Here is an 18,684-nt window from a genome sequence, read left to right as displayed (position 1 = left end):
CATTAAAAGTAGTCAGTACAGATAAATAGGGCAATCTTGTTAAAGTTTGATTCATTAGGTGAATCAGGCCAGAGTTATTGATAAGTGAGCAGGATTTAAGAATTTTTAGCCAAGTTTAAAGTCACTTTATGCTGTTTCGTTAACCAATTCTGAACGCTATGATTAGAAAATAATGATAATGCGGAGGGAATAATGAAATTAGAACAAGAAAATAATCTGATTGCAAAAATTTATGACGCTGCTGTATTGCCATCTTTGTGGCTGGACGTGATCAAAGATATCGTGAGCTATACTAAAAGTAAGAGTGCAATTTTTACCGGTCTGGATCAGCTTAATCCAGGCTATGATTTTGTCTATACGCACAATATCCCGAATGAAAGTCTGGCCGCTTATCAAGATGAGCGTGTCAGAGTGATTGATATGAAACTGCATATGCCCTTATGGAATGCGATCGAGATGGGCGATGCACTGGTCATAACTGTCAGCACTATGCAGAACAGCCGGGTACGGATCACTATGTTTTCTATGAGAAGTGTTTAAAGCCTGGCGGTGTATCTTATCTGGCAGGGGTATTGCTGGATCGGGGAAATTATCGTTGGGCGGTACTGGGTATTCATCGTGCACCTGAAGTACAGCCTTTTGAACAAGTTGAGCTGGATTTTCTAAGACGTATCAGTATTCATTTACGCCGGGCTTTGCAAATTCACCGGCAAATCAACTTGATTCAGCAAGATAATTTAAGCTTGTATACCGTATTGGACAGTTTAAAAACCGGGATTGTACTGCTCGATCAAGACCTGTGTTTAAGTTATTCCAATCCTGTTGCGCAAAAGATGCTTGATCAAAGTTCATGTCTGGATCTCGATATACATAACCGTCTAAAAACCAATTATGCTCAGCAGATACGTCTTGATCAGCTTTTGGAAAGCGCTTTGCTGGAAGATACGACCATTCAGACTGAAGTTGGTGGAGTCTTGGCGTTGAGCAATGGGGCAGGTTCGCAATTCATGCTGACGGTGGTGCCATTTCAGAAATTAAGAAATATGCAAAATTTACAGTCTACTCAGCATCAAATTGCCTTATTTATGACGGATAAAAACCAGCATTATTCCCTGTCAAGAACTTATCTGCAACAGTGTTACCAGCTTTCCAAACGAGAGTTTGATTTATGCGAGTTGTTAATTAATGGTTATAAAATAGAAGATATTGCAGAACAATGTGGCATTACGCTGAGTTCGGTACGGACGTATTTTAAAAATATTTATGAAAAAACCCAATGTTGTTCGCAAATTGAACTGATGCATTTATTGATGGGCTGTACCATTCAATTTGAACATATTGATTAAACCGGCCTGAATTTCATATTCAAGCCGGTTTATGTGGATTATTTAACACGTTGTAAGGTTACAGGATCTTCACCTTGCGGATGTAAGATAAGATTGTTGTTAGATATATTGATGCTTGCAATTGTCTTGCTGCCATTTGAACTATCTTGTAATCCACCACACTCGTTGGTATCGAATAATACCTCGGTTGTGGTGAGAGTATTTGCTGACAATGTATATTTGCCATATTCAATTCCTGGCCAACCACAGTCATCTCCACCTTCAGTGTCTAGGAAGAAATAATAGTTGTTATCAAAGAAAGCAAATAGGTGCGTTTCATTGAGTCGCCACGTGCCGACGAGACTATTAGACTGCTTAACTCGATTTAAACGGTATTCAGTACTAACGCCGGGTTCAGTAAGAATTAATTGAGTTCCATTAAAGTTTAAAGAATAAGGTTTATTCTCGGCAGGATGTGAAAGTCCCCATTCACCATTGGTGTCATGTAGGATTTCCGGTTCAATCACAGTTGTTGTTGCATTCCATTTTAAGCGGCCCATTTCAATGCCTGCTTGACCACTCTCATCTTTTGCTTCTGCTTCACCTAGTGCATAGCGTCCATCTTCCAGAATGTGAATCAACACAGCAGTGTTATCGGTACGGTTAATCTCCCACGTACCGGCAATATCTTTGTAGAAGGTCGCTTGGAAGTTTTCTGAAGCTTTTTCTGGTGTTATCAACTGATCTGGTGTGATGGCTGTTTTGGTGACAACTTCATTTACGAAGTCGGTGGTACTTTGGTTAAAATTAAGCTTTACAGCAGTGAAGGCTGTTTTAGTGTCATCACTAATCTGAATGCCATCGCTATGATCACCTTTTCCATCTAAGGATTGTAAAAAAACCATAAGGTTGATACGCGCATTTTCACTTTCGACTAAATCTAATGGTGTGATACGCTCCTTTGCTTCAATTTCATCACCGAGTTGTACACCCCCAATAAAGAATTTTACTTTTTCATCATCATTAAATTTAAATTCTCCTTTTTCGTTGGTAACTCCTGTTGCACCACTACTGGTGATATAGGTCACCCCTGAAATGATTCCGTCCGTCAGTACGCCGGTTTGGGTGCCAACATTGTTTGCTGGAGGTGTACTGGCATTATCATCCGAACCGCCGCAGGCACTAAGTAACCCCGCTAAAGCAATACAAAGTAAAGTCTTTTTCATTAGAACCTTCCTGAAATTTATAATGTGGATTCAGTATAAAAAGACCCTCGTTTTTGCCATATCCCAAAATTAGGAGGTCAAGAGCTTTTTAATGCATGGATCCTTTAAATTAGAAAGAAATTTCTATTGATATTGGGAAGCAATCTGAACTATCCGTAAATTGATGTATGAGATAAGTTCAAGGTGGAAAAAATAATCAACTATTCATTTAAAAATTCCAATTATACAAATATAGATTAATTGTTTATTTATTGCTCATAGAGCACTATCTATATTTGCCTAGGTTGCTAAAATTCGTGCAATTTTGAATAGAATTGGTGCGTGACGTGTTTGAGAAGTTAGCAGAACAAAGCCTGAACCTGATGGGTTGGGAAATTGATAACCATTGGCCCCTAGATTTAGACCAATGTGTCATGATTGCTGCTCCTCATACCAGTAATTGGGATGCACTGTATGCACGTCTGGCCTTAAAAGCATTAGGCGTGAATGTTCGCTTAACCATTAAAGACAGTTACATGAAATTGCCATTTGGACCTTTTGTGCGTGCTATGGGCGGTATCGGGATTGATCGCCGTCCTAAACAGCCGGGGGAGCCTCGTCCGAGTATGGTTCAGCTGATGACAGACTTATTCAAGACTCATCCTAAACTGGTCATGCTGGTCACGCCAGAAGCAACTCGTGCCAAACAGGAACAGTGGAAGACAGGTTTTTATCATGTAGCGATTAGTGCCGGTGTGCCGATTGCATTGGCCTATATGGACTATGCCAAGAAGAAAACTGGCGTAGGTAAAATCGTTTATCCGACAGGGGATTATGAAAAAGATATGGCAGAAATCATGGCATTTTATGCAGAGATTCAACCAAAATTCCCTGAATGCTTTAGTGTAGATCAGCGCTATTATCAGAATTAAAATTGAGTTGAAAAAAAGCAGGAAAATTCTCCTGCTTTTTTATTGCCTAATCATCATGAAGATTGACAGACTTAAGATGCATTTTCAGAAGCGGGTAAAATTCCACCCAGATTTTGGCAGGCATCTTTATAAAGATCATATTGTTGCTCCACCACTTCATGCAGTGGTAGGTCAAATAACTCTTCACCCTGATGATACTGTTTGATATAAGATTCGACTTTGGATTTGCTGCTATACAACATCTGCTGATAATAGTCGGTCATACTGCTATGTGGCATTTGGGCGGTATCTACCTTGGCACAATGGAAATTTTGCAGTAATTGTTCGGACTTCTTCAAATCGCTGGACATACAACCTGCTAGTAGCAAGGTACTGAGCAATGTCGTGATAAATTTCATGGAAAGTAGACTAAAGGTTTTATGGGAGCGCACTATTGTAGAAGTAAAACCCGGTCACAAAACCTTTTTAATCTACCAAATGGTTAAAAAATAGAACAACAGAATTTGAAAATTCAAGTCCATTCTCTAAACATTTAACCTTTGACCAGCCCGCCATCTACAATCAGGTTTTGTCCTGTGACGGCACGTGAATAAGGTGACAAAAACATCAGGATTGCAGCAGCAAATTCTTCTGGTGTAATTACGCGGCGTAAAGGCGTCGATTGAGCAATCAGGTCAAAGACAATGTCAGGTGTGGCCTTACTGGCATCCGTGGTTTGTAACAGGCCACCAGAGAGCATATTCACATTGATGCCATATTGTCCCAAGTCCTGCGCCGTGGTGCGGGTAAAGGCCAATAATGCAGCTTTGGCGGTGGTATAGTCATGATAAGGAACCACCGGATTTTGCACCAGGTTTGTACCAATATTCACGATCCGGCCAAACCCTGCCTGTTTCATATCATCCAGTGCGGCTTGTGTAGTATTTAAGGCAGCCTGTACTGCACCGCTAAATTGCCGTTGCAACATATCCCAAGTCAGCGTTTCTACTTTAGGGCGTGCATCACCATTAAATTCAAATTGAATCAGTGCGTTATTGATTACAGCATGAATCGCTTCCCCGAAATGGGTTTTAGCTGCGGCAAATAAAGCGCGGACCTGATCAGTTTGAGTGACATCTGCCTGATAAATAAATACCTGTTCAGGATACTGCTGGGCCAGCTGTTCAGCTTGCTGCTGACTGCTATGATAATTGACGACCACGCGCGCGCCCTCAGCCAGTAAAGCCTGAGTAATGGCTAAACCCAAACCACGTGCACCACCAGTAACAAGAACAATCTGATCACGAATCTGCATAATGATGATCTATATTTACAAAGATTGGCCTTAACATAGCAGTTATTTCAACGGATTCAAGCTTTAGCGGGGAAGACAGACTCGGCTTGATCTTGTGTTTAAATGAATTGGGACGCTAATAGAAAACAACCTGCACTAAAGAGTAAACTTAAGATCATGCGTTTGAACAGTAATTCCGAAATTTTATAAAATAGTTTTGCGCCTAAAATTGCCGGAATACTCACAAAAACAATCAGCAAGGCCATATAGGGTAAATGGCTTTGATTGATCAGGCCTTGCCATACATAAGTACCCAGCGTGAAAAGCTGAATTGCAAAATTAAAGTGCCGTAAAATATAGCGCTGCTGGGTTTTGGGTAATTGTTTTAACATCACCCAGGCCGAAGGAATGGCACCGCAAAAACCGCCCAGTCCTCCTAAAATTCCGCCAATAAAACCGATGCAGCTATCAGTCAATTTTCCTGAATGCTGAATTGTTTTGAATTGCGGATTGAATAGCATCACCGGACACCACAGTACCAGAAAAAATCCCAAGATCATCTTAAAGGTATCTGCTTGAATGATCTGCAACAGATAAGTACCCAGCGGCACGCCAATCAGACCAGCAATCAGATAAGGCAGCACCAACTGCCTGGATAAAACTAGCTGCTTTTTTTCCTGACTGAGTGAAATCACATGACTCCAGATCGAGGCAAATACCAGCAAGGGCGCGGCCAGTTGCGGAGGCAGCACCCAGACCCAGAAAGACATGGCGATCAGGGCAAAGGCAAAGCCGGTCAGCCCCTGGACAAAACCTGCGACCATTGCACCAAGAATAAATAACAGCCAAGTCATAAAGATCAGGTCATAAGCAAAGGCAGCAGTATTCTCAAGATTTAAACAAAAGCCAAGCTTCCATTTAGCTGGATTTATGCAAATGAAAGTTCAAATTCTCATAAAAGCATGAATGCTAATTAAGAAAAAAGAGGTTTACGGCCATGCATAAAACATGCATAAATCTCTACAAGAGTGCAACAATGGCTCCGTTCACTCTCCATGAACTCGCCTGATACTGACAGAGTGCAGTAAGAGGTGATGGACATGATGAAAAAAGTGATATTACTTTCTGTATTGGCTGTGTCATTAACCGGTTGTGTGGTTGATCCTTGGGATGATGATTATCGTGGCAACAGAGATCGTAATGGACATTATGATCGAGACCACAGAGATCATGACTGGAAAAATAAGGATCATAAAGATCATCGGGATTGGAAACGTGACCGAGATAACCGCGACTGGCGCCGTGATCGTTAATCACAGTCTTTAAATTTGACTCACTACAATGACAAAAAGGATTCCACTGAGGAATCCTTTTTTAATGGCTCTTCAAAATAATTTAATTCAAGAAATACTTTTTTGATAAAGCCCCGCACGAACTGTACCGGCTTTGGTATTTTTAATTAAACGCCATGAGGGTGGCAATTTAAGCAATTGTAAATCACGATCTGCTTCTACATAAATATAGGCATTGTCCTTGATCAGAGGATCTGCCTTTAGCGCGAGTTCTTCCCATAAATCCAGGCTATATGGTGGATCCAGAAAAACCAGATCAAACTGTGCCTGAAGGGTAGACAAAGCTTGCTGCGCCGTAGCCACTTTTAATTGCGCACGTGCTTTGGTGACTTTTAAAAGTTCCAGATTTTGGGTCAGAAATTGTGCCTGAGTACGATCCGGTTCAATCATCACCACTGATGCAGCACCACGCGATAATGCCTCAAACGCCAATGCCCCAGAGCCAGCACAAATATCCAACACCTGTGCATTTTGTACATCCCACATCAGCCAGTTAAACAGTGTTTCCCGAACACGGTCAGGCGTCGGGCGCAAACCCTCAATGCTGGCAAAAGGCAGTTGGCGGCGTTTCCAGTCACCACCAATAATTCGAAGCTGGTTTTTCATCTTTAATCTCGCTCTATCGGTGTCGGAGCAGGTGTTGCTGCGGGAGATGCAGCCGTATTTGCAGAAGTCGGAGCAGCATTGTCGGGCTGGTCACTGGCTGGAACGGCACTAGATGCTGCATCCTGACTCAACATGCCTGCACCACTTGGCAATTCAGCTGGCTTGATTCCGGCCGTCATCAGACCACCACTTAATTGGTGGCCTTGTGGGCGTACCGGATTTTTATCTTTATGCAGTAACCAGTAATCAAAAATTGGACGGGCCAGAGCCGTTGCGGCACTACCACCGCGACCATTTTCCAGAATAACTGCAATCGCGATTTCAGGATTTTCAGCAGGTGCAAAACCGACAAACAGGCCATGATCCAGCTGACGGTCAGTCAATAAGGATTCATTATAGCGCTTGCCCTGAGCAATACTTTTTACCTGTGCCGTACCGGTTTTTCCGGCAATAGAATATTGTAAGCCGCTTTTGATGCCTCGGCCTGTACCGGATTGAATTACGTCCACCATCGCATCACGCATTTTGATCCAGTCTTCTTCCTGACCATTAAAATCGATCTTGCCATGCGTGCCATTATGCACCTTGAACGGTTTGGCACCGCGACTTTCGCGCAGAACATGGGGAATGACTTTATTGCCATGGTTGGCGGTAATGGCTGTGGCCATAGCCAGCTGCAATGGCGTTGAAGTAAAAGCACCCTGACCAATACTGACAGAAATGGTTTCACCACGTGACCATTTGGCCTTGCGGGTACGCATTTTCCATTCCGGGTTTGGATATAGTCCTGAGCTTTCACTTGGTAAGTCCACGCCGGTTTTTTCACCAAAGCCAAACTGACGCATCCAGGTATTCATTTTTTCAATACCCATGCGGTAGGACATGACATAGAAATAAGTATCACAAGAGACGACTTGGGCCTTATGCATATTCACTGCGCCATGCCCGGATTTTTTATGGTCACGGAAACGGTGACTGTCTCCCGGCAGGCTGAAATAACCCGGATCAGAAATAGTGGTATCCCAGTCCACCAAACCATGATGCAGACCACCGAGTGCAAACATTGGTTTAATAGTAGAGCCAGGCGGATAAACCCCTTGCACGGCACGGTTATATAAAGGTTGATCAAGGTTATCACGCAGGAACGAATAATCTTTGGTGCTGATCCCGGTCACAAACAGGTTAGGGTTAAAACTTGGACTGGAGACCAGCGCCAGAATTTCCCCGGTTTTAGGATTCATCGCCACAATCGCGCCACGACGCCCGGCCAGTTGCTCCGAAGCGACTACCTGCAAGCCGTAATCCAGTGACAGGAACAGATCATTACCACGTACCGGATCTTTACGGCCCAAATGACGCAGCACATTACCAAAGGCATCTGCTTCTACCGATTCATTTCCCGGCACACCATGTAAAAGTTCTTCATAGGATTTTTCCACACCGATTTTTCCGATCAGGTTGGTTCCAGCATAGAGATCCTTATCAATTGATTTCAGTTCTTTGTCATTAATCCGACCGACATAACCAATCACATGTGCGAACAGGTCACCATGCGGATAGTAGCGGGTCATCTGGGTTTCAATATTCACGCCCGGAAATTGATATTTCACTTCACTGAAACGGGCAATATCATTTTCATTCAGGTTGAGCTTGATTGAAACCCGTTCGGTTTTACGTGCTGTTTTAATCCGGGTTTGAAAGCGTTCAAGATCTTCTTCGGTCAATTCCAGAATCGGTTTCAGGCGTTCGAGCGTTTGATCGATATCCTGTACGTCAGCACGACTTAAAGTGGCAGTAAATACTGGATAGTTATCGGCCAGCAACACGCCGTTACGGTCATAAATATAACCACGCGCTGGCGGCAAAGGTTGTAGACGAATCCGGTTCTCATCAGAAGCTGTAGTAAAGCTTTCAAAGTTGAACAGTTGCAAATAGGCATAGCGGCTGACCAGCAGCAGCATAAAGAAAATGACAATCCCCATGGAAATCAAGACTCGACTGCGATAGATGCGCTTTTCTTGTTGTGCGTTTTTTAAAGGAAAGTGCTGCTTCATACGCGATCGACTTAAGACCTGAGAGTGGTAGAAAAGAATCAAAGTGGAGTATTCTAACGCAACTGCACTTGATTTGATAATGAAAAACTACCCTTGCAATCAGTTCCTTTAAGCTTTGACTTTGCAGACATTAAAATTGTAAAGTGCTGTATATAAGAGTTGTGATAATTCTGCTAGAGTAAAATCTAATAAAAATAGGACTATACCAAAAACTATAATTAAGGAAGATGGTGAAGGAATGAACAAGGTTTACCCTTTGTTAGCGTTTGCATTGTGGGCGAACGGGGCTTATGCACATGATCAAATGAGTACTACTACAACCAAAATAGAGCCTGCTCAGGCAAAAGCCTTTAATGTGGGTGTTGGTTTTACCCAGAAATTACTGCATTTAAATACCGAATGGGTGAACCCTTATGGGATTGCTTATGTGAAAGGTGGTGTTTTTCTGGATGATGATCGTACGATTGGCGGTCAGGCAGGCTTTCGTTATCCTGCACATCTCACCGGCAAAGACAAAAATGGTTATTATGTCGGGGTTTATGCCGGTCATATCGACAGCAAACAGGTTGATGGCGAGTATGAAGGCCGTTTAGGTGCTGGCGTTGATTTGGCCTATGTTTTGCTTAGTTCAGAACGGATCAGCAGTTTTAGTATCGGGATCGGTGCCGGAGAGAAACTCGAAGACCGAAATGGTCGTGCTGTGGCTGAAACAGAACCCCGGCTACAATTTTCCTATACTTTAAGTATCGGTTTATAGACAAAATATTCGACCTTATTAATATGTGTATTCTGTGAACAAAAAATTAAATATGGAAGTTATGCATGCTTGAGTACGTCAACGAGTTGTGGCAAACCTTTGTAAACCGCCCGGATTTTTGGGCCGTGCTCAGCATTATTCCAGTGACTGCATTTGTAACCTGGGCTCACGTCTGGATGGCGCTGAAAATGGTCTTTTATCCGATCAATTTTTGGGGTTTCCATCTCGGGCCATTACCTGTGGGCTGGCAAGGGATTGTGCCACGCAAAGCTGGACGTATTTCAGGCATTATTACCGATAACACACTGTCAAAATTAGGCTCTATCCGCGAATTTTTACAGGCGATGGATCCGGATGATATGGCACGCATCATTGGCGAGCAGGTCGGTTTCGAACTGGAACATCTGATTGATGAAGTCATGATGGATCGCAATGCGGTGCTCTGGGAAAACCTGCCTTTTGCCATCAAACGCAGAATTTATGCACAAGCACAAAAACAAATGCCGGCAATTTTGCGTGAATTAGTGACTGAGCTGACCATGAACGTCGAGTCACTTGTAGATATGCGTGAAATGGTAGTGAGCCAGATGGAAGGCGACCGTCGCTTGATGGTGCGTATGTTCCTGAAGGTGGGTCAAAAAGAGATCAATTTTATCTGGCATATCAGTGCCCTCATCGGGATGTTCTTTGGGATTTTCCAGATGATTGTCTGGTTTGTAGTGCCGTGGCACTGGACTGTACCGTTCTGGGCTGCGATCTGGGGCTTTTTGACCAACTGGATCGCGATCTGGATGGTATTCAACCCACTCTATCCACACCCAGTAAAGTACCCGCAATTCTTTGCCCGTACCACAAATCGCAAGTTTCCGTGGATTAAGCCGGTGATTCCTCGTATCGGCACCTATAACATACAAGGCGCATTTATGAAACGTCAGGATGAAGTCTCTGACGTCTTCGCAAGTGTAGTCACAGAAGACCTGATTACGTTAAAATCGATCATGACCGAGATGATGTATGGCGGCAGAAAAGACAAAACCCGCCGCATTATCAAACGTCATATTAATGAAATTATGGAAACACCCCTGGTTCGGACCTCTTTACAGCTGTCTTTAGGACCAAAAGAGTATGCAAAACTCAAGACGGACTTGATCGATCGCTCGATTGAAATTACGATGGTACCTGTATGCGACCCAGCATTTAATGCGAGCCGTGCACAGAAAATCTACCAAATGTTTAGAGACCGCATACGTGAGTTGACTCCGAAGGAGTTTCAGAATCTTTTACGTCCTGCATTTCAGGAAGATGAATGGATTCTGATTTTATTGGGTGGGGTAACCGGTTTTGTCGCGGGTTTAATCCATTTGTTTGTGGCTTTCTTATAATGAGATGTCGGGGGACACAATCGGGTGATTGTGGTCGTGGCGTCATACATATTGTTTAAATGAGGATGTTTATATATGCGCATTATCTTACTCGGACCACCTGGAGCAGGTAAAGGTACACAAGCTCAGTTGATCTGTAAGCGCTACAATATCCCACAAATTTCAACCGGTGATATGCTCCGTGCTGCAATTCGTGAAGGAACTGAATTAGGTCTACAAGCTAAAAGTGTCATGGACAATGGCGGTTTGGTTTCTGATGAGTTGATCATTGGTCTGGTGAAAGAGCGCATTGCGCAACCTGACTGTGTAAACGGCTGCATTTTTGATGGTTTTCCGCGTACCATTCCTCAAGCAGAAGCCTTGGAAAAAGAAGGCATTGCAATTGATCACGTGATTGAAATTGATGTACCAGATGAAGAAATCGTACAACGTCTTTCTGGCCGTCGTCAGCATCCTGCATCTGGCCGTGTCTATCACATCGTTTACAACCCGCCAAAAGTGGAAGGTAAAGATGACGAAACGGGTGAAGATCTGGTTCAACGTCCTGATGACCAGGAAGCAACCATTCGTAAGCGTCTAGGTTCTTACCATACTGAAACCGAGCAACTGGTTGGTTTCTACCAAGGCCGTGCAGCGTCTGGTGAAAATGCACCAACTTATGACAAGCTAAATGGTTTACGTCCAATCGATGAAGTTCAAACTGATCTTTTCGCGATTCTGGATCAGGCAAAATAATCGGCTGACGATGATTTTGACAATCGGAGAGCCCTAAGTCATATTAGGGCTCTTTTTTATTGCGTATTTGAACAGGGTACTTGTTGCTATGAAATTTGGCGTATTGGTGTTGATGGTAGTCTTTCTGGCAGTATTGGTAGGTCTGTTCTATTTCAGTTTTAAAATGCTCAACAAAGTACGTCAGGAAGAACGTGCTGAAAATGCAGCAAAGCGACCTGAGCGCCAGCTCCATCCAAAATTACAAGCCGAACTTGAACAGCGCAAGCAGCAGGAAAAGGCTGAACAAGATCAGGATAAATAATCCATAATAGTTCAGCTCAGCTAAGAATTTGGTTTGAACGAAAAGCACTCTTCTCATAGTCGATAAAAAGGTGACACATTGGTCACCTATTTTTATCCCAGCTTGATCACGCCGTTCTATTCAGCAAGCTCAATATTTTTCACTGCAATTTGGCGGGCTGCACCAAATTCAAACCGATCCGGCCAGTTACACACATCGGATACTACACATTCATGACATTTCGGTTTGCGCGCAATACACGTATAACGACCGTGTAAAATCAGCCAGTGATGTGAATCAATGATAAATTCCTTGGGAATGACTTTGACCAGATGGTGTTCAACTTCCAGCACATTTTTGCCAACCGCTAGTCCGGTACGGTTACCTACCCGGAAAATATGGGTATCAACCGCCATGGTCGGCTGACCAAAGGCCGTATTCAGTACCACATTCGCCGTTTTACGACCTACACCCGGCAGGGCTTCTAAGTCTGCACGATTGTCCGGTACGATGCTGTTGTGCTTCTGAATCAGCATCTCGCAGGCTTTAATCACGTTGACCGCTTTTGAGTTATATAAACCAATGGTCTTGATATATTCCTTCAAGCCGTCCACACCTAGCGCATAAATGGCTTCCGGTGTATTGGCGACTGGAAAGAGTTTGTCTGTGGCTTTGTTGACGCTGACATCGGTAGCTTGAGCAGAGAGCGTGACCGCGACCAGTAATTCAAAGGGATTGGAATAATTCAGCTCAGTTTTTGGGTTAGGCCGCTGTTCACGCAGGCGTTCAAAAAAGGTCTGAATCTGCTTTTTGGTCATGTTTTTAACGGGCTTGGCCTTTGCTGTGGTCATGTTCTATCCCTGTAAAGCCTGTAATTGCTGTGTCAGTTCTTCCAGTTGGGTGCGTTTTCGGGCATCTTCACGAACCGAAAGCTGTTTTTCCAGTTTTTTAATTTGGGTACGTAGTTTTGCCAGTTCAATCGTGGTCTTGGAATCGAAAGCTACAGGTGCATTCTCTGGCTTGCTCGCGACTTCAATCACAGGAAGTTGCTCATTTAAAGCAGAGAAACGGGCAAACAGGGCAGTATCAATTTCTGCACGGACCACAGGTCCCTTACGATCGGTACGCCGTTTTTCTTCACGCTGGATGTGCGCATAGTAACGCTGACGCAGATCATCCTGTTCCGCAAGACGCTGTGCTTCAGTCGGCAAGGGTTGTTGATCTTCAACCAAATCGATGCAGTCTACCGGACAGGGGGGAATACATAACTCACAGCCCGTACATAGATCGGTCAGAATGGTGTGCATCAGTTTACCGGAACCAATAATTGCATCGACCGGGCAGGCGCTAATGCATTTGGTACAGCCAATACATTCATCTTCACGAATTACGGCTTTGATGCGCTGAGGACGACCATCGGCTTGAACTGGCCAGACACTTTCTTCAGCTTGAAGTTTAGGACGATTTAATAATGCAGCCAAAGCATCGGCAACAGGCTGTCCGCCCGGCACACATTTATTGGCATTTTCCCCCTCAGTAATCGACTGGGCATAAGGTAAACATCCGTCACGGTGACCGCAGAGTCCACATTGGGTTTGGGGGAGTAAAGCGTCAATCGATTGGACCAGAGAAATGGGCGAATTCATGTATAACCAGCGTTACTCATGGCAAGCATGAGAGAGTAAGTGAAACAAAATATGTCGATTCATCAATTTTAACATATTTTTAAACTCCTAAGTCGTGCGCAATTAAGGGTCAACTTGTGCCTTATTATTAGGCATAAATCTGAATGTAAGCCTTGATTCGATTGGCATTTCCTAACATAGAAAAAATTTTCATAATCAATATAAATATTTGTTATCAAATTAATTTTAAAGTATTTTCAAAAAAAGTATTGTAGATTAGTTACAAAAGATATTTAATATTTTGCGCCAAAATTTAACATTGATTGTAAATTTGACCAATTTTGATCCATTTTCTGCTGAGGATTAAGCGTTGAAATACAACACACTTAATGAGTTCCTAGATTACGTAAAATCACGTGATGCACATCAACCAGAATTTCTTCAAGCTGTAGAAGAAGTGATGACCAGTTTGTGGCCGTTCATTGAAAAGAACCCACAATACGCAGCACATGGTTTACTAGAACGTCTAGTTGAGCCAGAACGTGCGATCCAGTTCCGAGTTTCTTGGGTAGATGACCAAGGTCAGACTCAAGTAAACCGTGCGTTCCGCGTACAGTACAACTCAGCGATCGGTCCATTTAAAGGTGGTATGCGTTTCCACCCTTCAGTGAATCTTTCAATCCTAAAATTCTTAGGCTTTGAGCAAACATTTAAAAATGCTTTAACCACACTTCCTATGGGTGGCGGTAAAGGCGGTTCTGATTTTGACCCTAAAGGCAAATCAGAAGGCGAAATCATGCGTTTCTGCCAGGCTTTAATGATCGAGCTGTATCGTCACCTTGGTGCGAACACAGATATCCCTGCAGGTGATATTGGTGTAGGCGGTCGTGAAGTGGGCTACATGGCCGGCATGATGAAAAAATTAAGTAACGATACGGCATGTGTATTCACTGGTAAAGGTTTAACTTTCGGTGGTTCATTGGCACGTCCGGAAGCAACGGGTTACGGTACTGTGTATTTTGCTGAGGAAATGCTTAAGTCTCGTGGTGAAAGCTTCAAAGATAAAGTCGTTGCGATTTCAGGTTCTGGTAACGTTGCGCAATATGCTGCTGAAAAAGCAATGTACCTCGGTGCGAAAGTGGTTTCACTTTCTGACTCTGCCGGTACAGTTCACGTTAAAGACGGTTTCACTGAGGCGCTTCTTGCTGAAGTCATGGAACTTAAAAATGTAAAACGTGGCCGTATTTCAGAATTCGCGTCTAAACATGGTTTCGAATATCTTGAAGGACAACGTCCTTGGGGTATCAAGTGTGATATCGCATTGCCATGTGCGACTCAAAACGAACTTGATGCAGACGACGCTGCTCAGCTTCTTGCAAACGGTGTAATCTGTGTGGCTGAAGGTGCGAACATGCCTTCTACGCTTGAAGCGGTTGAGAAATTCGTTGAAGCGAAAATTCTTTATGCGCCAGGTAAAGCATCAAATGCAGGTGGTGTGGCAACTTCTGGTCTGGAAATGTCTCAAAACGCATTGCGTTTGGGCTGGACTTTCGAAGAAGTTGATGAGCGTTTACACGCAATCATGAAAGAAATTCACCGTAACTGTGTGAAATTCGGTACTAAAGAAGACGGTACTGTGAACTATGTTGACGGTGCGAACATTGCTGGCTTCGTAAAAGTTGCTGATGCAATGCTTGCTCAAGGCGTATTCTAAGTCTGACTTAGTCTAAGCTGAAAAAACCGGGGCTGTTGCCCCGGTTTTTTTATATCTGGTATTTTTAGCCTTAAAGAGCACCCTTAACTAATTCACGCTCAACCGCCATATCAAAAATATAGGCATATTTCGATTGATCAGCTGCCGGATGCTTAATTTCAAAACGTTTGACCCGAATAATCTGCCGTTCATTTGGTGAATGCCGAAAACCTTCAATCTGATCATAGAATAAAGTCCAGTCCTTATCGACCTGAGTTTTCAGGCCATTCTGATCATATTTCACTTCTTTGACTTGCAAGCAGCTTTGTTGGGTTACGCCGGTACATTGTTTGGTATCGGGGGAAATTTCCAGAAAAATTGTTTCAGCCAGTCCTTGGTATTTGGTTTCCGGAGTCATTTTCCCGATAAATTCATAGGTTTGACCATTTGCGGCCATCAACGTCAGGGTCGGCTTGTCAGGATCTGTGGTATTGAGCGTAAAAGGAATGTCACGCTTCTGTAAAAGTTGGCTGACAAAACGTTCCTGCTCCATCAATGCTGCATCACAGGCCATTTCAGTGCCTATAACTTCGCTGGTGGTGATGATATTGTTTTTGACTGACCAGGTCGTCCCGAGTCCATTACAGCCCATCACGGCGCTCAGCCGGCCTTGAGCGTTGAAACTCAGTACAACGGGTCGTTCTAGTCCACGATTCAGTTCCCAGTAATAGGCTGGAAGAATCTGATCTGCATTTTTTTGTTGGATGGTGGCCACCGCAAGATCTCCAGCTCGTTGAATATCACTGGACTGACAGCCTGCAAAAGTTAAAGGCAATAATGCCAGCACAATAAATTTTAATTTCATGGACTTATAATGAAGTATATAAAGTTCAAACAATAATAATGGATGTATTGCAAAAAAATATGGATACATTTCGCAGCTTTGGGTTGCAAAATGTATCCATCATTAAGATTTTAGCGCTGAAGCAAGATTAATCGAAGCGGTAAATATCCATACCGAGTGAACCCATGGTGAAACTGCTATGTACCAGACTAAAACGCTGACCTGTGCCCATCGCAAAGAAAATCGGAGCAAAATGTTCCAGCGTTGGATGATTCCGTGCCATATGCGGAATATTGGACCAGTCCAGTACAGCATCATAATCATTGTGCGTCAGTTTATGCACCACAAAATTACGGAAGCCTGAGGCCCATTCGGGTACATCAGCAGCCGATCCATCCCAAGACAGTTCACGTAAATTATGGGTAATACTGCCCGAACCAATCAGCAGGATTTGCTGTTCACGTAAAGGTGCGAGACTTTGACCAATCTGATAAATCTCATCCGCACTCATCGACATGGGTAAGGAAATTTCTACCACGGGAATGTTGGCATCTGGATACATATGTAGCAGCGGCATCCATACACCATGATCACGCGGACGGGTACTGTTGGCATGTGCAGAAAAGCCGGCATTGGCCAGCAAGCCTAAGACTTTCTCGGCCAATTCAGGATTTCCGGGTGCAGGGTAGCGCAATTGATACAGTTCGGGCGGAAAACCACGAAAATCATGCCAGGTTTCTGGGCGAATTGCGCTACTGACTTCCAGCGCATCACTTTCCCAATGCGCGGACATCACAATAATCGCTTCCGGGCGTGGCAGATTCTCGCTCAAACGATGCAAGGCAGGACCCACTTGCTCAGGATTCAGCGCCAGCATAGGAGAGCCATGAGAAATAAATAAGCCGGGCAACGTTTGTAAGTTCATAATTCAAACCACATCTGGAAGATGCCTCAATAATGCATGAAAAATAGAAATAAGAGCAGGAGAGATTATTCAACAAAACGTTGCATATAAAGAACGCTTCAGAAAATTATTAGCCTGCCCGATGATAAGGATGGTTATTGTTGATACTCATGGCACGATAAAGTTGCTCGATCAGCATGACACGTACCAGAGGATGCGGCAGAGTTAACTTGGAAAGTGACCAGTGCCATGCAGCAGCTTTACGCACGGCTTCTGAGTGACCATCCGGTCCACCAATTGCAAGTGCTACATCATTGCCTTCCTGCATCCAGCCTTTCATGGTTTCAGCCAGTTTCTCGGTACTGAATTCGCGTCCGCCCACTTCTAGTGCAATCAGGGTTTCATTCTGCTTGAGCGCATTTAAAATGCTGTCGCCCTCAATATTGCGGTATTTCAGAATATCCGCTTCAGAATCATTTTTCCCGCGCTTGGCCATCGGCAGTTCAATAATCTGGGTCTGTACAAAAGGCTGAATACGTTTGAAATAATCTTCAAAACCAGTCAGCACCCACGCTGGCATTTTTTGACCAATGGTCAGGATACGGATTTTCATACAGACAGATCAATAATTGGATACCTCATTATAACGATCAAACAACATGAAGTTGAGCAGGGAAACAAATTGAAATTGAAATGAGAGATTTAGTGTTGCTTTAATGTCCTTAGTTCAAGTATCCGCTTGATAAAGGAATGGAATAATAATAAATGCGGAACAGTGTCATGATAAAAGGATGTTGTACTGTGCTGCTATTACTGATAGGCCTCATGGGGCCTAGTCTCTGTGCAGCCAATTCGAGCAAAAATGCTCAGGTCTCTCATCTGGAATTATTTTTTAGCCAGATCATGAGTGTCGATGAATACCGAAATTATAAAAATCTAAAAGAGCTGAATCGGGTATCTGCCTGGATCAAAGGGCAGATGCAGCGCTTTGGTATTCCATGCCAGTTTCAGGTTTATGTGGTCAATAACCTGAGTTACCGAAATGTCATCTGTAGCTTGGATACTCAAGCCAAAACCAAGATGGTGATGGGGGCACATTATGATGTCTTTAGTGCCCGAAACGGTGCTGATAATAATGCCTCAGGGGTAGCGGGTTTACTGGAAACTGCAAGATTACTGGCCCTGCAAAAATCCAAGCTCAAACATGATGTCGAATTTGCTTTCTATACGCTTGAAGAGCCGCCTTTTTTCAAGACAGAACATATGGGCAGTTATATGCATGCCAAGTCTTTAAAAAAGCAGAAGCAGAAAATTGAGGGCGTGGTGATTCTGGATTCGATTGGTTATTTTGATGAACATCAGGTGCAGAGCTATCCGGTGGGATTAAAATGGATTTATCCACGACATGGCAATTTCATTGCAGCCATTGGGCATTTAGCCTCAACTGGCCTGACTGGAGATTATTGTGATGCCATGCAGCGTTTTAACCGTCTGGAATGTCAACGCTTTGTCAGCCCAAGTTTTGCTCAGGATATGAATTTCTCGGGCTATCTGAATTATGCCAAATTCAACTATTCGACCATGCTGATTACCGATACTGCGAGTTATCGTAATCCTTATTACAATACCGAATTGGATACCCTCGACAAGCTTGATCTGAACAAGATGACTCATGTGATTGATGGATTGGTTACGATGGCACTACAGCCATAATTCA

The 18,684-nt window shown here is 43.5% G+C and carries 19 protein-coding genes and 1 pseudogene; 9 read left to right on the top strand and 11 right to left on the bottom strand.

The genetic code is table 11. The features are described 5' to 3' along the window. The first annotated feature begins 192 nt into the window (after nucleotides 1-192). A pseudogene (locus H0S56_RS10045) lies at nucleotides 193-1,346 on the top strand (LuxR C-terminal-related transcriptional regulator). Nucleotides 1,347-1,384: 38 nt separating this feature from the next. On the opposite strand, the gene H0S56_RS10040 reads toward H0S56_RS10045, so the two are convergent. Continuing rightward, the gene (locus tag H0S56_RS10040) at nucleotides 1,385-2,551 is read right to left on the bottom strand and encodes a hypothetical protein (RefSeq protein WP_180049623.1); all 1,167 of its coding nucleotides are present in this window, start codon (nucleotides 2,549-2,551) and stop codon (nucleotides 1,385-1,387) included. A 362-nt stretch (nucleotides 2,552-2,913) separates the two neighbouring features. On the opposite strand from H0S56_RS10040, the gene H0S56_RS10035 reads away from it, so the two are divergent. Beyond that, nucleotides 2,914-3,462: a 1-acyl-sn-glycerol-3-phosphate acyltransferase gene (locus H0S56_RS10035; protein WP_195726075.1), complete on the top strand. Its 549-nt coding sequence runs from the start codon at nucleotides 2,914-2,916 to the stop codon at nucleotides 3,460-3,462. A gap of 71 nt (nucleotides 3,463-3,533) precedes the next feature. On the opposite strand, the gene H0S56_RS10030 is transcribed toward H0S56_RS10035, so the two are convergent. The 3 genes from H0S56_RS10030 to H0S56_RS10020 all read right to left on the bottom strand — a co-directional run bounded on the left by H0S56_RS10030 (nucleotide 3,534) and on the right by H0S56_RS10020 (nucleotide 5,589). Next, entirely contained in the window at nucleotides 3,534-3,860 is a 327-nt protein-coding gene (locus H0S56_RS10030; RefSeq protein ID WP_005107497.1) for a hypothetical protein, read from the bottom strand. A 134-nt stretch (nucleotides 3,861-3,994) separates the two neighbouring features. Beyond that, the gene (locus H0S56_RS10025; protein ID WP_005246935.1) at nucleotides 3,995-4,756 is read right to left on the bottom strand and encodes a 3-oxoacyl-ACP reductase; all 762 of its coding nucleotides are present in this window, start codon (nucleotides 4,754-4,756) and stop codon (nucleotides 3,995-3,997) included. A gap of 98 nt (nucleotides 4,757-4,854) precedes the next feature. Continuing rightward, on the bottom strand, nucleotides 4,855-5,589 hold the full coding sequence (locus H0S56_RS10020; protein WP_004730222.1) for a sulfite exporter TauE/SafE family protein: 735 nt from the start codon (nucleotides 5,587-5,589) through the stop codon (nucleotides 4,855-4,857). 246 nt (nucleotides 5,590-5,835) lie between these two features. On the opposite strand from H0S56_RS10020, the gene H0S56_RS10015 reads away from it, so the two are divergent. Then, a complete protein-coding gene (locus H0S56_RS10015) occupies nucleotides 5,836-6,048 on the top strand; it encodes a hypothetical protein (RefSeq protein ID WP_005104632.1) in 213 nt (70 codons plus the stop codon). Between the two features lie 87 nt (nucleotides 6,049-6,135). On the opposite strand, the gene rsmD is transcribed toward H0S56_RS10015, so the two are convergent. Both rsmD and mrdA read right to left on the bottom strand, forming a co-directional pair. After that, nucleotides 6,136-6,693: a 16S rRNA (guanine(966)-N(2))-methyltransferase RsmD gene (gene rsmD, locus H0S56_RS10010; protein WP_195724974.1), complete on the bottom strand. Its 558-nt coding sequence runs from the start codon at nucleotides 6,691-6,693 to the stop codon at nucleotides 6,136-6,138. A 2-nt stretch (nucleotides 6,694-6,695) separates the two neighbouring features. Then, nucleotides 6,696-8,747 (bottom strand): penicillin-binding protein 2, encoded by a 2,052-nt coding sequence (mrdA, locus tag H0S56_RS10005; protein WP_195724973.1) that lies wholly within the window; start codon nucleotides 8,745-8,747, stop codon nucleotides 6,696-6,698. Between the two features lie 238 nt (nucleotides 8,748-8,985). On the opposite strand from mrdA, the gene H0S56_RS10000 reads away from it, so the two are divergent. The 4 genes from H0S56_RS10000 (at nucleotide 8,986) to H0S56_RS09985 (ending at nucleotide 11,922) form a co-directional block, all read left to right on the top strand. Beyond that, complete coding sequence (locus H0S56_RS10000) at nucleotides 8,986-9,504, top strand: hypothetical protein (RefSeq protein WP_005246933.1); 519 nt, start codon at nucleotides 8,986-8,988, stop codon at nucleotides 9,502-9,504. Between the two features lie 65 nt (nucleotides 9,505-9,569). After that, nucleotides 9,570-10,886 carry a membrane protein gene (locus H0S56_RS09995; RefSeq protein WP_004279487.1) on the top strand — a complete coding sequence of 439 codons (1,317 nt, stop codon included), beginning with the start codon at nucleotides 9,570-9,572 and terminating at the stop codon, nucleotides 10,884-10,886. A 75-nt stretch (nucleotides 10,887-10,961) separates the two neighbouring features. Continuing rightward, the gene (gene adk / locus H0S56_RS09990; protein WP_004279488.1) at nucleotides 10,962-11,621 is read left to right on the top strand and encodes an adenylate kinase; all 660 of its coding nucleotides are present in this window, start codon (nucleotides 10,962-10,964) and stop codon (nucleotides 11,619-11,621) included. A gap of 88 nt (nucleotides 11,622-11,709) precedes the next feature. Then, the gene (locus H0S56_RS09985; RefSeq protein WP_004279489.1) at nucleotides 11,710-11,922 is read left to right on the top strand and encodes a hypothetical protein; all 213 of its coding nucleotides are present in this window, start codon (nucleotides 11,710-11,712) and stop codon (nucleotides 11,920-11,922) included. Between the two features lie 116 nt (nucleotides 11,923-12,038). On the opposite strand, the gene nth is transcribed toward H0S56_RS09985, so the two are convergent. Both nth and H0S56_RS09975 read right to left on the bottom strand, forming a co-directional pair. Continuing rightward, nucleotides 12,039-12,752, bottom strand: a complete 714-nt coding sequence (gene nth / locus H0S56_RS09980; protein WP_195724972.1) for an endonuclease III — start codon at nucleotides 12,750-12,752, stop codon at nucleotides 12,039-12,041. A gap of 3 nt (nucleotides 12,753-12,755) precedes the next feature. Continuing rightward, nucleotides 12,756-13,547 (bottom strand): RnfABCDGE type electron transport complex subunit B, encoded by a 792-nt coding sequence (locus H0S56_RS09975; protein ID WP_005104626.1) that lies wholly within the window; start codon nucleotides 13,545-13,547, stop codon nucleotides 12,756-12,758. Between the two features lie 349 nt (nucleotides 13,548-13,896). Here H0S56_RS09975 and gdhA point away from each other — a divergent pair, with 349 nt between their 5' ends. After that, nucleotides 13,897-15,240, top strand: coding sequence for an NADP-specific glutamate dehydrogenase (gene gdhA / locus H0S56_RS09970; RefSeq protein WP_004646331.1), 1,344 nt, complete (start codon nucleotides 13,897-13,899; stop codon nucleotides 15,238-15,240). A 70-nt stretch (nucleotides 15,241-15,310) separates the two neighbouring features. Here the strand turns inward: gdhA and H0S56_RS09965 are convergent, their stop codons facing one another. From H0S56_RS09965 to rlmH, 3 genes are all read right to left on the bottom strand, one after another. Further along, entirely contained in the window at nucleotides 15,311-16,084 is a 774-nt protein-coding gene (locus H0S56_RS09965; protein ID WP_195724971.1) for an META and DUF4377 domain-containing protein, read from the bottom strand. Between the two features lie 127 nt (nucleotides 16,085-16,211). Continuing rightward, on the bottom strand, nucleotides 16,212-16,988 hold the full coding sequence (locus H0S56_RS09960; RefSeq protein ID WP_004646334.1) for a DODA-type extradiol aromatic ring-opening family dioxygenase: 777 nt from the start codon (nucleotides 16,986-16,988) through the stop codon (nucleotides 16,212-16,214). Between the two features lie 109 nt (nucleotides 16,989-17,097). Beyond that, on the bottom strand, nucleotides 17,098-17,580 hold the full coding sequence (gene rlmH, locus H0S56_RS09955; RefSeq protein ID WP_195724970.1) for a 23S rRNA (pseudouridine(1915)-N(3))-methyltransferase RlmH: 483 nt from the start codon (nucleotides 17,578-17,580) through the stop codon (nucleotides 17,098-17,100). A 167-nt stretch (nucleotides 17,581-17,747) separates the two neighbouring features. On the opposite strand from rlmH, the gene H0S56_RS09950 reads away from it, so the two are divergent. Further along, nucleotides 17,748-18,680: a M28 family peptidase gene (locus H0S56_RS09950; RefSeq protein WP_086043997.1), complete on the top strand. Its 933-nt coding sequence runs from the start codon at nucleotides 17,748-17,750 to the stop codon at nucleotides 18,678-18,680. Nucleotides 18,681-18,684 lie beyond the last annotated feature (4 nt).

This window comes from Acinetobacter lwoffii (genome assembly GCF_015602705.1).
GTDB classification, from domain to species: domain Bacteria; phylum Pseudomonadota; class Gammaproteobacteria; order Pseudomonadales; family Moraxellaceae; genus Acinetobacter; species Acinetobacter lwoffii_E.
The sequence above is the reverse complement of the archived record's forward strand: the minus strand, read 5'-3'. Positions and strand labels throughout refer to the sequence as shown.